At 44.8% G+C, this 15,455-nt stretch carries 12 protein-coding genes; 2 read left to right on the top strand and 10 right to left on the bottom strand.

Going from position 1 to position 15,455, the window contains the following annotated elements; genetic code table 11:
* The first annotated feature begins 119 nt into the window (after positions 1 to 119).
* A complete protein-coding gene (locus BDD43_RS21490; RefSeq protein WP_121199657.1) occupies positions 120 to 377 on the top strand; it encodes a hypothetical protein in 258 nt (85 codons plus the stop codon).
* Between the two features lie 18 nt (positions 378 to 395).
* Here the strand turns inward: BDD43_RS21490 and BDD43_RS21485 are convergent, their stop codons facing one another.
* Positions 396 to 824: a hypothetical protein gene (locus BDD43_RS21485; RefSeq protein ID WP_121199655.1), complete on the bottom strand. Its 429-nt coding sequence runs from the start codon at positions 822 to 824 to the stop codon at positions 396 to 398.
* Positions 825 to 938: 114 nt separating this feature from the next.
* On the bottom strand, positions 939 to 2,123 hold the full coding sequence (locus BDD43_RS21480; RefSeq protein ID WP_121199653.1) for an ATP-binding protein: 1,185 nt from the start codon (positions 2,121 to 2,123) through the stop codon (positions 939 to 941).
* An 85-nt stretch (positions 2,124 to 2,208) separates the two neighbouring features.
* On the opposite strand from BDD43_RS21480, the gene BDD43_RS21475 reads away from it, so the two are divergent.
* Positions 2,209 to 2,466 carry a hypothetical protein gene (locus tag BDD43_RS21475; protein ID WP_147425706.1) on the top strand — a complete coding sequence of 86 codons (258 nt, stop codon included), beginning with the start codon at positions 2,209 to 2,211 and terminating at the stop codon, positions 2,464 to 2,466.
* A 203-nt stretch (positions 2,467 to 2,669) separates the two neighbouring features.
* On the opposite strand, the gene BDD43_RS21470 is transcribed toward BDD43_RS21475, so the two are convergent.
* From BDD43_RS21470 to BDD43_RS21435, 8 genes are all read right to left on the bottom strand, one after another.
* Positions 2,670 to 2,930 carry a hypothetical protein gene (locus BDD43_RS21470; RefSeq protein WP_121199650.1) on the bottom strand — a complete coding sequence of 87 codons (261 nt, stop codon included), beginning with the start codon at positions 2,928 to 2,930 and terminating at the stop codon, positions 2,670 to 2,672.
* Positions 2,931 to 3,214: 284 nt separating this feature from the next.
* Positions 3,215 to 3,610 (bottom strand): hypothetical protein, encoded by a 396-nt coding sequence (locus tag BDD43_RS21465; RefSeq protein ID WP_121199648.1) that lies wholly within the window; start codon positions 3,608 to 3,610, stop codon positions 3,215 to 3,217.
* 352 nt (positions 3,611 to 3,962) lie between these two features.
* Positions 3,963 to 4,442, bottom strand: a complete 480-nt coding sequence (locus BDD43_RS21460; protein ID WP_121199646.1) for a pentapeptide repeat-containing protein — start codon at positions 4,440 to 4,442, stop codon at positions 3,963 to 3,965.
* Between the two features lie 8 nt (positions 4,443 to 4,450).
* Entirely contained in the window at positions 4,451 to 5,782 is a 1,332-nt protein-coding gene (locus BDD43_RS21455; protein WP_121199644.1) for an RHS repeat domain-containing protein, read from the bottom strand.
* Between the two features lie 118 nt (positions 5,783 to 5,900).
* A complete protein-coding gene (locus tag BDD43_RS21450; RefSeq protein ID WP_121199642.1) occupies positions 5,901 to 6,461 on the bottom strand; it encodes a hypothetical protein in 561 nt (186 codons plus the stop codon).
* 5 nt (positions 6,462 to 6,466) lie between these two features.
* Positions 6,467 to 9,565, bottom strand: a complete 3,099-nt coding sequence (locus BDD43_RS21445; protein WP_121199640.1) for a DUF6443 domain-containing protein — start codon at positions 9,563 to 9,565, stop codon at positions 6,467 to 6,469.
* 182 nt (positions 9,566 to 9,747) lie between these two features.
* Positions 9,748 to 10,176 carry a DUF4265 domain-containing protein gene (locus BDD43_RS21440; protein WP_121199638.1) on the bottom strand — a complete coding sequence of 143 codons (429 nt, stop codon included), beginning with the start codon at positions 10,174 to 10,176 and terminating at the stop codon, positions 9,748 to 9,750.
* Between the two features lie 9 nt (positions 10,177 to 10,185).
* The gene (locus BDD43_RS21435; RefSeq protein WP_121199636.1) at positions 10,186 to 15,429 is read right to left on the bottom strand and encodes a DUF6443 domain-containing protein; all 5,244 of its coding nucleotides are present in this window, start codon (positions 15,427 to 15,429) and stop codon (positions 10,186 to 10,188) included.
* Positions 15,430 to 15,455 lie beyond the last annotated feature (26 nt).

Raw genomic sequence — 15,455 nt, 5'->3', positions numbered from 1 at the left:
TCGTAGTCCGCTGCTGTTCGTGTTGCCCTGCTCCCTGCGATGGTCTTTCCATCGCAGGGTCTACGGCATTTTAAAAAAACGTCATATCAATCCATCACCCTGTATGCTATTATTTCGCTATGATAAATACATCAAAGCAGGGTCAGGTCATCGCATCACCGTACCGGTTAGCTTCAGCGCAGGAACTGCAAGGCTGTGATGATATCGGTGCGCTATCTTTCCAGTTGCGGTTATTTGGTGTCGAGCAGATTCGTTTGATCCAGGCAGGAAAACTCGATCCTCATACGGCAGCACAAAATCTAAAAGATATTAACCAGTTGCTTAAAGAATTTGGAAGGCCCGAGTTGTCATTGGATTTTTTAAGTAGCCGTCCCTGACGGCTTCGTTGTGAGCAATCATCGCTCCATAGACTGTTGTTGGTCATGGCTTTGACTTTCCTGTGGCGTTCTGGTCATTGCCCGGTCAACGGCATTTTGATTGAGGTAATTATTGCCGCTGCCTTGCTCTATACTTTCAATAGTAGATCTGAAAGTAGGGTTAAGTTCTACCGGTTCGGAATTGACAATTCCGTGCATCGGCGGTGTGTTCATTGGAGCGGACACGCTATCAACGCTTTGCATGGTTTCGACAGGGATCGAGCGTTGAGCCTCATCAATGATTTGTTCGTTACGCGATTTGATAACTGCAAAATCTCCCGATGGGGAGTTCGCCATTTGTATATCAGCATTGAGGATATTGCGGCGGGCTTCCTCAATCGTAGCCATCGCCCGTTCGCGCTGTTCGGCGTTTGCCCGGTTCAGGGCGTCTTCTACTGCATTTGCCATCGCTTTGAGAATTTGCTTTGGCTAAATATACGGTTTTTATAAAAAAATAAAAATACGCGCGATTATTGCCTACAAATAATATGCAGGGCTTTTGCTTCTATATTGATGCACTGCCTACTTATTGATAGAGCGTAATTCTTCCATCATATCAAGCAATGGCATCGCGGTAATATTTTTACCTATCGTGAACTTTTCCTTGCCGGGATAAACAACATATTGGTGCGTGGCACCTATATCTTCGCAACCGAGATAGAAACCTTTAGATACAGTCGGCGCTAACGAACGTTTGATCTCGATGGCGTATTTTCTTTTTGCATTTTTTTCGATGACCAGATCGATTTCTGCCCCGGCGGCTGTCCTGTAAAACCAGGGCGTAACGCCAATGGGAAGACAGGAGATCAGGTTTTCAACGATAAAAGCCTCCCAACTCGCCCCGACGACCGGGTGCCCTAATATATCGTCCACGGTGGTGAGATTCAGCAAGGCATGAACAATGCCGCTATCCCGGATATATATTTTCGGAGCTTTGACGAGCCGTTTACCGATATTGCCAAACCACGGACGGATGGCGCGGATAAGCAGTAAATCCTCAAGCAATTCGAGGTATCTTTTGGTAGTCGGTATCGTCACATCAAGATTGGCTCCCAATTGGGCCATGTTAAGCTGACCGCCCTGATTATGCGCCAGCATCGTCCACAAGCGGCGTAAGGTAACGGCCGGTATGCGCCCACCAAATTGAGGCACGTCCCTCTCCAGATAGGTACTGATGAAATTTAAACGCCAGCGTAAGCTTGCCTCATCGGTCTTCGCCAAAAAACTATCCGGGAAACCGCCGCGCAGCCACAGTAGGTCCTGCTGATTGCTGTCCTTCGGTGCTACTTCCGTAGCATTGAACCCTGATAACTCTTTATAGGCAATCCGTCCGGCAAGTGTTTCGGATGATTGTTTTAAGAGGTCAAGCGAGGCGGAACCCAGGATTAGAAACTGCCCATGTTTAAGCCCCTGACGGCGGCGACGGTCAATGACGCCCCGCAATACCTGGAACAATTCCGGCACACGCTGGATTTCATCAAGAATGATGAGCGTCCCCTTGTTGCGCTCAAAATAATCTTCGGGGTCGCTTAATTTGGCTTGATCGGAAGGATTCTCTAAATCAAGATAAATGGGTTCAGGGCTAAACAGTGCGGCAATGGTTTCAGCCAATGTGGTTTTACCCACCTGACGAGGCCCTAAAAGGCCGACCGCAGGAAATTCCTGCATCAGCGTTACGATTTCGGCTTGTGCTTCTCTATTAATCATCCTTGCAATTATAATACTTAATGTTATAATTACAAGGATAAATTTCGATAAAGTTTAAATGTGTGGACATGCTACGAGGGTTTCTATGACAAAATCACAGCAATCAAATATCATCGACCTGCCCTATCAATTAGCGTCTACTGAAGAACTCCAAAACTGCGACGATATCGGTGTTCTGAGTTTTCAGTTGCGCATGTACGGTGTCGAGCAAATCCGCTTAATCCAGGCGGGGCAATTGACACCGACCCCGGATGTCATGAGGAATTTAAACTCCATAAACGAACAATTAAGAGACTTCGGAAAGCCGGAATTGTCGTTAGCGTTCCTGGCGGATCAATCGTGACGTTTACCGGGATGACCACTTAGTAGGATGATGACCTGCACCAGGGGCATACGGATTTGATCTTGGATCTATTTTTATAGACCTTAGTATAGTTTATATCATTTCGATAAACTATACTAAGGCTTATATGTTGGAAAGATATAAACTTGTACGCGCCAAGCGCCGATAGCCTTTCGAGTCGGAGACATTGGAACAGCGGTAGATTAAGGACGACTGGAGTTTCCTGAATTTAGAAAATAAAGCAATTTGTGGTCCTTGTCATGAATATAACATTCCACCTTTTTATTTCCAGCAATTATTAATTTAGCGGTATTCAAGGCTTGGATCGCATCCTCAAATATTGTAAAAACCGTTTGATTGTCATTTACAGCATAATTATTTAGCTCATCCAATACGATACCAGTATTAACATCGGCTCTTGACAATGCTACCTGTGTTTCTTTAAGCATGGGGAATCTTTGCATATTAAATCAATTTTGAGGTGTTACAGTTGTTGTTTTAGCACCCGAAACAGTGCCTTTCATCAAAACCTCCGATTCATTTACTTTCACTCCCGGTGATTGCTTAAGGTAAAAGTCCTTCAATACATTTAGCATATCACCGGCACCCGCTTTACCTATATAAAAGCCTATTGCACCACCGACCGACGCCCCAGTGGCAGCCCAAAGGCTCAGCGGTTACAAACTACAGGCATAGCTGTTTTCGCCGGAGCCATTCGAACATCGGTAGATTACGGACAACTGGGGAATTATTCAAATTCCGTTATTATCGACTGCTTTACTTTTTTAAAATCAGCAACGATGTCCGGTACTTCTTCAAACAAGTCATCGTGATAATACTCAAGGTAAAATGAAGAAGGCCAAAGTGTTATATTTCCATCTACTGACTTCCTTAAGTCCCAATAATTTGAAATCCTATTATCAACTATATCAAATAATATTATTGGTACCTGTATTAAATGGTCATAGTCAGACAAAATTTGAGCAAAACATCCGCATCCCCAATCATCAAAACCGAAAATCAGGCCAAATACCACGTACTCTTTTCCGATGGTTATATTAAAGTGGTTCTTTGCGGCAGCATTTTTACCTAAGGTATGAAGATTACTATCACTTATTTTGACTGAATTGCACCTTACTTTCATATTACTAATTATGATTTGGATCTTTTGGATTTAATTCTTCTGTACTTGGCGTTTTAACATCATTTTGTTTTACTTTAATTTACCTTCTCACCAGTAGCTACATTTTCTTCCCAATGTGTTTCAAACGATGTACCGTCGGAGAACAAGTGCATCCTGGGTCATTACCAACTTGTCAAACTTATTATAAAACATGTATTGCGCAAGGATCTGTAGTTAAAGGCTACGGACAACTGTTGACTGCACTTTGCCTATTAACCACCAGCCGTGGACGCTGGCGGCAGCCAATCACTTGCGGAAGCATCGGGATTGGACTTTAAAATACACTGCGAACTAAATACATTATCCTAATTAATTAAATAACCATTAAACAGCCTGCTGTAGATGGGTCAAAATTTAAAGGCCATTTAGTCTGTTTATCGTAAGTAGCATTTTTAAAAGTGGCTGCTTCGATGCGTTTAGCTAATATAACTGCACCCTGTAAATTGCACCTACTAAAATCAGCCGCATATACGTCGGCGTCTGTTAAATTTGCTTCGCTTAAATCAGCTCCTGTAAAATTGCATCCAATAGCTCTACAATTCTTCAAATCTGCCCTGTTTAAAACGGCGTTCATCAAGTATGCGTTTATTAAGCTGGCCCCTGAAAGATTACAGCTTGTCAAATTAGAGTTTGCCATGAACGCTCCTCTAAGATCTGCATTTAAAAAGGTTGTAGCGCTCATATTCATAGTTTCCAAAATGGCTCTATGTAAGCTTAATCCATCCAGGTTCGCTGCAATTAAGTTATCGAATGGGATTTCTAAAACCTCATCCGTTTCAAATATTATTTTCATTTTATGTCTTAATGATTTCCGTGATCTACAGGGTCAACAACTGTTTCTTGAACTGGTTTAACAAGTGGTGCCTGACTTGGCGACAGATTACCTGGCACCGTAGCTGGTTCTTGGCCAAAGACTCTGCCTGCCACATATCGATGGTTACCTTCGATTATAACACCATCAGCGACCTTAATAGCGGGTGGTGTACTACCTGCTTCGAGCATATTTACAAATCTCTGAATAACTGGCAATGACACGACTCCTTGAGTTGTTTTCATAGTAGATCCTTCGAGTGCTTTACTAATAGTTTCCGCCGTAACAGGTGTAGGTGGCTTTGCACCACTACCACCTGTGTTATGTGCTACAACCCCAACAGCAATAACTGCGGCGAGTTGTCCCATTGCATTCGCGTTACCTTTAGAGGCGGCTACTGTTGTTTTTACTATAGCTGGCACCCCTGTTACGTTCGCCAAATGCATCGCAGCACCCGACACATCTTTATGTATCAAGCTTGTCACTACGTTTTTTACCAGCTTGACATTTGAAATAATCATGTTTTCAGGTCGAGCGCTCTCCGCCATCCCAACTACGCCAGAAACAAAACCCTTCGCAAAATTTTTAACATCACCCCAATCCGGCCACATTCCATCTGGATCGGTAAACCTCATTGGATTATCAAACGCGTAACCATATGGTGACCATCTTCTGCCTTTCTCAGCCAACGGATCACTCGTAGTCCATCGTGCAATCACCGGATCATAAAACCGCGCGCCATAATCGTATTGGCTAACTAAATCTGTCTGTATCTCCTTTCCATTGTAAAGATAACGATTGTTGTTGGAGTTATCATACTTCGGATTCCGAAGGCCGAATGCATAATATTCATCTTCCTGCAAAACACCGTTCTTGTCCAAACTCACCCGGTCATTACCTAAATGGTCTTTTAAGTTGTATTGATAGCTGTAGTCATTCCCGTTGGGGATGGCCCTGCCTTCTTCTGTTTGTATGAAGGCTATTGCAGGAGTTGTGCCAGCCAAAGGAGTTTTGTACACGATGCCGCTTACATAATCCCAAGTGCCATCACTTCCCGTGTTCCTGATCTTGGTACCAGATGCTTCGTAAGTGTAAGTGGCTAAAGTAGTTCCGCTCTGCGTTACAGTCGCAGGTAAGTTGAGCATATTGTAATTGATGCTTTTGGTGCCTCCATCCGTCGTCGCATTCCCGTTGCCATCGTAAGTATAGGTTCTAAAAGTGGTTCCGCCTTTCGAAACGGTGGTTAGTTGATTGCCGTTATAATTATAACTTAACGCCGCTAAACTTGCCTCCGTACGGTTGAGGGTCATGATATTGCCCATCTTATCGTACGTAATGCTATTTTCGGTCAGCAGGGCATATTAACCACCAGCGGGGACGCTGGCGGCAGCCAATCACTTGCGGCAGCACGGGGCTTTGTTTCAGTGTCTTGTTAGATGCTTATAATATTGTAGCCCAATCGAAACCATCCATTTCTACAAACTCAAGGATACCTGCTTTAACTTGTTCTATCGTATTAATACCGATCCAATAGTTTTTTTTTCCTATCTTAACTTTGGTTGATTTTTTACGGATATAAGAAATTAATAAGTTATAGGTTTGCTTTAATTCATTTCCCGGAATAATTTTTTCATTATAGTGATAGTAAAATGGATAGATACTTATCAAACCAGGTCCAATTTTATTAGACTCCATTTCTGCAAATATTGGCGTATAAAAATCCACTGAAGGACCTCCATATCTTTGCCGAATATAATAGTTTAACTTACCATCCTTTTCAAAGGATCTCATTTCTAATGGAAATTGTTTGTATTTATCGCTAACGATAAAAAACCCAACACATTCCTTCATATAACCATGATATTGATTTATGTTTTTAATTAGATAATATGAATTATCTTCATAATTAGAATCTGGTATAATGACACAATCGTTATCGAAACAATAATTTATAAAACCTTCACGTTCTTTTAAATTAAAGAAAAAATTCATCTCTGCCATATATTTTATTTGCCTCCAACCGGGTGGGTTTCATGATCAACTTTTAATTTATCATATTCTGCTTCGCGTTTCTTATTTCTAGAACTATTCGGTTTCCTTTCAGCCTCATGAACTTTAACTGTTTTACCATCCTTATCTACAACTTGAACATCTGGTCTTCTGTTAGAACCAGGCACTTGAATTTTCTTTTCTGTTAATACTTTTTCTCCTGGCTTCGCTTCTGCTCTAGCCTTATCTGCAAGTTGTCCGACTTTCTCTTGATGGTCTGCTTTACCTTTAGCTCCATTAGGATTGGGTGGACTTTTGTCTTTTTCAGGTGCTGCAGTTTGCGGTGATGGTTCTGCGCTTTCAGAATTATGAGAAGTTGCTTTTTCGTAAAGCCAAACCGTTCCAGCTCCTATTAGCCCTCCTATAATTATTCCTCCACCCACTACAACACCCGCTGGAAGACCAATTCCTGTTGATGAAAGTCCAGCGAAAGTAGCCCCACCCGCAACTAAAGAACCAGTCAGAATACCTCCTGCGGCTCCACCGGCAGTTGCTCCCACAATTACTTTACAACAACCTTCAGGTGCTCTTCCATCAGGGTCGGTCAATTTTATAGGATCGTCATAAACATAACCATACGGTGTAGCCGTTTCCTGCCCATCTTCAACCAATGGGTCAATGCTAGTCCACCTACCTATTACTGGATCATAGAATCGCGCGCCATAATCGTATTGGTTAGTTAAATCTGTCTGTATCTCCTTTCCATTGTAAAGATAACGATTGTTATTAGAATTATCGTACTTTGGATTCCGCAAGCCGAATGCATAATATTCATCCTCCTGCAAAACGCCGTTCTTGTCCAAACTTACCCGGTCATTACCTAAATGATCTTTTAGGTTGTACTGATAGCTGTAGTCATTCCCATTAGGGATGGCCCTTCCTTCCTCTGTTTGTATAAAGGCTATGGCAGGGGTTGTCCCGCCCAAAGGCGTTTTATAAACAATCCCGCTTACATAATCCCACGTGCCATCACTGCCCGTGTTCCTGATTTTAGTGCCTGATGCTTCGTAGGTGTAAGTGGCTAAAGTACTACCGCCCTGCGTTACGCTTGCAGGTAAGTTAAGCATATTGTAATTGATGCTTTTGGTTCCTCCGTCGGTGGTCGCATTACCGTTGCCATCGTAAGTATAAGTTCTAAACGTGGCTCCGCCTTTCCAAACGGTAGTTAGTTGATTGCCGTTATAATTATAACTTAATGCCGCTAAACTTGCCTCCGTACGGTTGAGGGTCATGATATTGCCCATCTTATCGTACGTAATGCCGTTCTCTGTCAGCAGGCCATTCGAATGATCCGCCGCGATCAGGCGGTTTAAGGCATCGTAGCTGTACTTCATCTTGCTGTTGGCAGCGGTATTGTCGGATGTGGTATACATCTCGGCGATATTGCCGTTAAACTGCGGCGCGGCTCCCGTGCTGATGTTGGTGTTATAAGCCAGGTTCAACGTAAACTTCGTGCTGTTTGCGCCGGTCATCCAGCCGCGTTCGTTATAAGTATAGGCTATATTTTGCAGATAACTTGACCCGCTATTCTCACTGTGCAGGTGCTTGGTTTTAGACTGACTGAGTTCGTTATAATCTGTTTGGCTCAGTAATATATTCGCGCCATTATTGATCTTAGACCAGCTTTGCAGCTTACGCCCCATATGATCGTAAACCATGCTGTCTATTACCGTTACGGCAAGGCCCGCCGCTCCGCTGCTATTTTTATAATGTTGCCTCGTCGTACTGGTAACCTCGTTGGAGAAATCATAAGTATTACTAATATGATCGTAATTGTTGTTGCTTAAGTTAGCGCTTCCACCTAAATAATGCTGCGCATAGGTATGGGTCATCCTTCCTTTATCGTCATAATAATGCACCGTCCATAACATGTCGCCCGTGCCCAATACATTCACTTTTGTTGCCGTTTGCAATCCATTGGTCATGGTGCTATTTTCGGTATGGTGGTCGTAAGGCAGCCCGGTGATGTTATAGTCATCATAGTAGTTCACCGATAATATGGTATTCAGGCTATTGGGATACGTGTTTGTTAAAGTGTACCCATTGGTTTGTGCATTATCCTTAACTTCCCATTGGACGGCTTGCGCATATACCAGTGTTTTCAAACCTGCTGGGCTAATAGCCGTATTGCCATTGTTCCATATCCCGGTGATTACAGCTCTTCCCAATTCATCATATTTGGTGATGATCCACTGATTTTGTGCGCGTTGATTGGCATCCTGGGTGGCAACCTCCTGATCCAGGATATTGTAAACCGTATACTCCCACCCAGATCCCGGTATCTTCTTGGCTACCTCCCTGTTCCTTTCGTCGTATTGATACTGGTAACAAAGATTATCCAGAGTAGTCTGGCCTATCGGGTTGCTTGCGCTGATATTATCAGCTTCGGCTTTGGGTGTCAGTACAAAGCAAAGATTCTCGAAATCATCATAAACATAGTAGGTACTTAATATATCGGTTCCGTTAAAAGTGCGCTTCAAAACAACATGCCCGTCCTTATCTTTGTATTCTTCAGTGGTATGATCTTTTCCGCTTGTCCAGTTCTCATCTTTGGTCACGGTTACGTGGAGTTGGTTCGTTCCGTAAACCCCCTGGTCTGTAAGCGTCCTGGCTCCCGTTACCGCATCAATACTCACGCGGAATAGTTTTGCCCAATACCCCGTACCGGTGGTTAGGGAAGTGGCATCATTCGTGCCATAGTCTGTTTTATTGGTATGCGCGCCAAGCTGCCAGTCCGTTCCCGGTGCGCCCTGCTCCAATACCCTGTTCAATGGCGACGGCTCGAATGCCGTACCTGCCGATGGTATACTGATCGGGTTAAAGTCCTGACCTGTATGAGGCTGGTAAAAACTATTCTGAGCACCCGTTAACGCATCCGGCTTGTAGCTGCCCGGCATGCCGGATGTTGTGGTATAAGGCAGATATTTGCTTACTTCCCTGTCAAACCTGTCATACACAGTGGACTGAACCATATCGTTTCGGCCAGGGCTGCCTTTCACCTGTACCGTTTGTAAAGATCTGCCCAGGCCATTAAAGTATTGAACGTGTAGTTGCAAACTACATGCATAATATTAACCACCAGCGGGGACGCTGGCGGCAGCCAATCACTTGCGGCAGCATCGGGGCTTTCTTCTTTATTTGCTCGTACTCGAGCGATTCTTCTTGTTTCATTCTAAACTATGTTAAAGGTAATTAATTACACTTTGACACAGTTTATTTTACACCCTCCTTAGTTTAGTTATGTATCTAATTCATGAGCCAAACAAGCCTCTTCATAGCTCCAAACCTCATTCATCTCACCCTCATCAAGAAACAATTTGATAGGCCTATAATCTACATCTTGAGGAACATCAACTGATATCAATGTTGCAATGTTACTTCCTTCGTAACTGCATCCCATAGTGATTAATTGCTCCGCCGTATCTTTCGCAATTTCAACATCGTAAAATATCACCCTTATGGTTGTGTGGCCCGACTCTTCAATAAGATCTACAACATATAACTCTCCATTCCTATTTTCGACACTTACAGTATCACCCCACGAATAGCCCCTCGCATAAAAAAGAATGTTGCGTAATACATAGTACTCTCCTTTCTTATCTGCCCATGCACTCTCAATAGCATATTGGTCTTCTAAATCTGTGTATTCAAAAAATATTTTTTCCATAATTGATTCTTATTGTGTTGGCGGTGGGGACTGGGGCGGTGGAGATTGTTGCGGAGGTGTATTAGGTTTATTGCTTTTATCTAAGTTACATCCCCTGCATAATACTTGTCCATTTTCCTCTGTACCACTACCGCCATTAGATTGTGCATCAATATGATCAACATTTGTTTCAGTTGTTGGTGGTGTCACGCCTTTTTGTGATTTTTCCGGTTTTGTTGTTTCTACTCCACAATGCTCACAAATAGTCTTTCCATTATTCTTCGCTTTGTTTTTATTAATAACTTCTTTTTTTCCTCTAGTAGTGAACTCTTTACCAGGCCGACTTCCTGGTGCTGCAGGTTTTCTTCCTTGAACTATAGTAGGTGCTTGATGAACTTGAGCGGTAGTTGTATGAACTGGAGAAGGAGAAGGAGTATTTTTATGGAAATGCTCATATACCAAATCTCCAAGAGCCACCAAACCGCCTACAACGACGGTTGCCACCGCTACTGGGGTTCCTATACCCACAGTCGCCGCTTCTTCTCCGCCTGCTGTAGCTAGTGCGAGTTCAAATATGCATCCTGCACATTTTCCATCTGGATCATTGTATCTAATTGAATTGTCCTTGGCATAAGCGTATGGTGATTTATCAATTTGAGTAGGTTCTTCCGCTTTTTCATCAATACTCGTCCACCTCGCAATAACCGGATCATAAAACCGCGCGCCATAATCGTATTGGTTAACTAAATCGGTTTGTATCTCCTTTCCATTGTAAAGATAACGATTGTTATTAGAATTATCGTACTTTGGATTCCGCAAGCCGAATGCATAATATTCATCCTCCTGCAAAACGCCGTTCTTGTCCAAACTTACCCGGTCATTACCTAAATGGTCCTTTAAGTTGTATTGATAGCTGTAATCAGTGCCGTCGGGTATCGCCCTGCCTTCTTCTGTTTGTATGAAGGCTATTGCAGGAGTTGTGCCAGCCAAAGGAGTTTTGTACACGATGCCGCTAACATAATCCCACGTGCCATCACTGCCCGTGTTCCTGATTTTAGTGCCTGATGCTTCGTAGGTGTAAGTGGCTAAAGTACTACCGCCCTGCGTTACGCTTGCAGGTAAGTTAAGCATATTGTAATTGATGCTTTTGGTACCTCCGTCGGTGGTCGCATTACCGTTGCCATCGTAAGTATAAGTTCTAAACGTGGCTCCGCCTTTCCAAACGGTAGTTAGTTGATTGCCGTTATAATTATAACTTAACGCCGCTAAACTTGCCTCCGTACGGTTGAGGGTCATGATATTGCCCATCTTATCGTAGGTTATGCCATTTTCAGTCAGCATATTATTCGAATGATCTGCCGCGATCAGGCGGTTTAAGGCATCATAGCTGTACTTCATTTTACTGTTGGCAGATGTATTGTCGGATGTGGTATACATCTCGGCGATATTGCCGTTAAACTGCGGCGCTGCTCCTGTGCTGATGTTGGTGTTATAAGCCAGGTTCAACGTAAACTTCGTGCTGTTTGCGCCGGTCATCCAGCCGCGTTCGTTATAAGTATAGGCTATATTTTGCAGATAACTTGACCCGCTATTCTCACTGTGCAGGTGCTTGGTTTTAGACTGACTGAGTTCGTTATAATCTGTTTGGCTCAGTAATATATTCGCGCCATTATTGATCTTAGACCAGCTTTGCAGCTTACGCCCCATATGATCGTAAACCATGCTGTCTATTACCGTTACGGCAAGGCCCGCCGCTCCGCTGCTATTTTTATAATGTTGCCTCGTCGTACTGGTAACCTCGTTGGAGAAATCATAAGTATTACTAATATGATCGTAATTGTTGTTGCTTAAGTTAGCGCTTCCACCTAAATAATGCTGCGCATAGGTATGGGTCATCCTTCCTTTATCGTCATAATAATGCACCGTCCATAACATGTCGCCCGTGCCCAATACATTCACTTTGGTTGCCGTTTGCAATCCATTGGTCATGGTGCTATTTTCGGTATGGTGGTCGTAAGGCAGCCCGGTGATGTTATAGTCATCATAGTAGTTCACCGATAATATGGTATTCAGGCTATTGGGATACGTGTTTGTTAAAGTGTACCCATTGGTTTGTGCATTATCCTTAACTTCCCATTGGACGGCTTGCGCATATACCAGTGTTTTCAAACCTGCTGGGCTAATAGCCGTATTGCCATTGTTCCATATCCCGGTAATAACCACTCTTCCCAATTCATCATATTTGGTGATGATCCACTGATTTTGTGCGCGTTGATTGGCATCCTGGGTGGCAACCTCCTGATCCAGGATATTGTAAACCGTATACTCCCACCCAGATCCCGGTATCTTCTTGGCTACCTCCCTGTTCCTTTCGTCGTATTGATACTGGTAACAAAGATTATCCAGAGTAGTCTGGCCTATCGGGTTGCTTGCGCTGATATTATCAGCTTCGGCTTTGGGTGTCAGTACAAAGCAAAGATTCTCGAAATCATCATAAACATAGTAGGTACTTAATATATCGGTTCCGTTAAAAGTGCGCTTCAAAACAACATGCCCGTCCTTATCTTTGTATTCTTCAGTGGTATGATCTTTTCCGCTTGTCCAGTTCTCATCTTTGGTCACGGTTACGTGGAGTTGGTTTGTTCCGTAAACTCCCTGGTCTGTAAGCGTCCTGGCTCCCGTTACCGCATCAATACTCACGCCGAATAGTTTTGCCCAATACCCCGTACCGGTGGTTAGGGAAGTGGCATCATTCGTGCCATAGTCTGTTTTATTGGTATGCGCGCCAAGCTGCCAGTCCGTTCCCGGTGCGCCCTGCTCCAATACCCTGTTCAATGGCGACGGCTCGAATGCCGTACCTGCCGATGGTATACTGATCGGGTTAAAGTCCTGACCTGTATGAGGCTGGTAAAAACTATTCTGAGCACCCGTTAACGCATCCGGCTTGTAGCTGCCCGGCATGCCGGATGTTGTGGTATAAGGCAGATATTTGCTTACTTCCCTGTCAAACCTGTCATACACAGTGGGCTGAACCATATCGTTGCGGCCAGGGCTACCTTTAACCTGTACCGTTTGTAAAGATCTGCCCAGGCCATCGAGGTATTGAACGGTTTGCATTACATCGCATGCATTAACCGACAGGTCCGTTATGTTAAGGAGTTCTTTTCGTGGCGTATAAGTCGCAACATAATTCTGATCGCTGCTGGGCACTGCTGCCATGGAAGAGCAGCCGGTGGCTGATACCGTTATGCTCAGGGTGGTCGTGCTGCTGCCGATATTGTTATTGGCCGTGATGGTATAGGTAGTTGCCGTGGATGCTGCGGTTGGTGTTCCGCTGATTGTTCCGGTCGTGCTATCAAAGTTCAGCCCCGCCGGTAAGGCAGGCGTAATGGTATAACCGAGATAATTGAGCTTACGCACCTGTGCATTGCTATCATCATCCACGTATAAATATCCGGCAGTCTTATCTGCCGCTATACCGAAGGGATTGTAAAAGCTGGATGCGTTAGCGGCCCCGTTGGCCGATCCGATACTGCCGCTCCCTGAAAAAGTGCTGACATTGCCCGATCCATCAATCTTACGCACCCGCTGGTTATTCTCGTCCGTCACGTACAGGTTACCGGCCTGGTCGAGCGTCAGCCCTGTAGGGGCGTTGAAACTCGCCGCCGTTCCGCTGCCGTCGGCAAAAGCTGCCGTGCCGCTGCCTGCTACTGTACTCACCACACCCGTGGGTGTAATCTTCCGGATCCGATGGTTACTCCTGTCGGTTACAAAAAGGTTACCCGATGCATCAACCACGATACTGAACGGCTGGCTGAATTTAGCTGTACTTCCGCTGCCGTCCAGCCATCCTGCCGTGCCCGTACCTGCCAGTGTGGTTACGTTGCCCGAAACAGCGTCTATCTTACGGATGAGGTTGTTATAGGTATCCGCTACATAAACATTTCCCGAAGCGTCTACAGCAACACCGCAGGGGTAGTAAAAGCTTGAATAGGTACGGTAACCGTTAGTGCTACCCTGGGAGCCTGTTCCGGCAAAAGTGGTCACATTTCCCGACGGGTCGATCTTGCGGATCGCATGATTGTCTTCGTCGGCCACATACACATTGCCCGAGGCATCAACGGCCATCCCTACCGGGTGATAGAAAGATGCGGCACTGCCGTTCCCGTTAGTAAAGCCTGTATAACCGCTTCCCGCCAGCAGTGTTTTTGTGCCCGCAGGCGTTATTTTATAAATCTGGTGATTTCCTGCATCAGCCACATAAACATTCCCTGTAGCGTCTATTGCTGCACCCAGCGGCTGGCTATAGCCGGTAGAAAAAGTAGAAGTACCACCAACGCTTACCGCCCCGCAGGCGTTAGCCGGTACCAGTGCTGTGATGGCTGTCCCGGTATAAAAGGTTTCGGGCGTGGTATAAGTGATGCAGGGGGCTTGTAAACCAGCACCCACCGTGATTGTCGTGGTAATTGAACCCTGGGCAGTACTATAGCCCTCGCTCACCACATAATAGGTACCCGCCCCAAGTGGTGCCGTGATAGCCGAGGTGAAGTTGCCACAACCGCCGTCATCATCCGCTGCGATCTCGGTATTGGTGGCGGCGTTTATCAGGTGCAGATAGGTATCTATACCGCTGCCGCAGGTGCTGATATTGACCGTTGCTGCACTGCTTAGCGTTAACCTGTAAAAAATATCATTGCTCGGCTGGCCTACAAAATTACCCAGGCAGGGGTCGTTATTACTCCTTGTATCGGTATAGACACCTCCTGCCGATGTAAAAGTACCGGCTGAGATCGCATTGGCGGTTCCTGAACCGGGGCCTGCGCTGCCTGTGCCTGTTACGTCCAGTTCCAGGGAAACATTACCTGTATTGGATCCGTAACCGCCGGTTGCGATGTAATAGGTTCCGGCTGAAAGGTTTGTCTCACTGATAAACGAGGATGCACTGCTGCAAGCAGTATAATTGTCGTCGTTAGCGTCAACAACGCTGCCGGATTGATTAACCAGGTACAGGTAGGTATCCCAGCCCGATCCGCATAACGATACAGTTACGTTGGCCGTTTGTGTCAAAGTAAACTTATGCCAGATAACCTTGTAAGCATTGTTATAGCTTTCAACGGCATAATTTGTATTGTTTAAATCCGAGAAGCTTCCCGAACCGCAGGCGAAAGTGCCTGCATCGAGGGCGGTAGAAATATGTAAACCGTCCTGCGCCGAGGCCGTAAGCGCCCGCATACCTAATAACACGAAGGCCGTTAGTGTAATGATCCTTTTCATCAAGATTGTTATTGTGAAGGTTTTAT

Source organism: Mucilaginibacter gracilis (assembly GCF_003633615.1).
GTDB lineage: Bacteria > Bacteroidota > Bacteroidia > Sphingobacteriales > Sphingobacteriaceae > Mucilaginibacter > Mucilaginibacter gracilis.
This window is presented reverse-complemented; position numbering and strand designations above follow the sequence as displayed.

Coding starts and splice junctions, on each gene's coding strand:
- BDD43_RS21450 (WP_121199642.1), bottom strand. CDS start 6,461: ATGGCAGAGATGAATTTTTTCTTTAATTTAAAAGAACGTGAAGGTTTT.
- BDD43_RS21455 (WP_121199644.1), bottom strand. CDS start 5,782: ATGGGCAATATCATGACCCTCAACCGTACGGAGGCAAGTTTAGCGGCG.
- BDD43_RS21480 (WP_121199653.1), bottom strand. CDS start 2,123: ATGATTAATAGAGAAGCACAAGCCGAAATCGTAACGCTGATGCAGGAA.
- BDD43_RS21460 (WP_121199646.1), bottom strand. CDS start 4,442: ATGAAAATAATATTTGAAACGGATGAGGTTTTAGAAATCCCATTCGAT.
- BDD43_RS21435 (WP_121199636.1), bottom strand. CDS start 15,429: ATGAAAAGGATCATTACACTAACGGCCTTCGTGTTATTAGGTATGCGG.
- BDD43_RS21470 (WP_121199650.1), bottom strand. CDS start 2,930: ATGCAAAGATTCCCCATGCTTAAAGAAACACAGGTAGCATTGTCAAGA.
- BDD43_RS21465 (WP_121199648.1), bottom strand. CDS start 3,610: ATGAAAGTAAGGTGCAATTCAGTCAAAATAAGTGATAGTAATCTTCAT.
- BDD43_RS21485 (WP_121199655.1), bottom strand. CDS start 824: ATGGCAAATGCAGTAGAAGACGCCCTGAACCGGGCAAACGCCGAACAG.
- BDD43_RS21490 (WP_121199657.1), top strand. CDS start 120: ATGATAAATACATCAAAGCAGGGTCAGGTCATCGCATCACCGTACCGG.
- BDD43_RS21440 (WP_121199638.1), bottom strand. CDS start 10,176: ATGGAAAAAATATTTTTTGAATACACAGATTTAGAAGACCAATATGCT.
- BDD43_RS21475 (WP_147425706.1), top strand. CDS start 2,209: ATGACAAAATCACAGCAATCAAATATCATCGACCTGCCCTATCAATTA.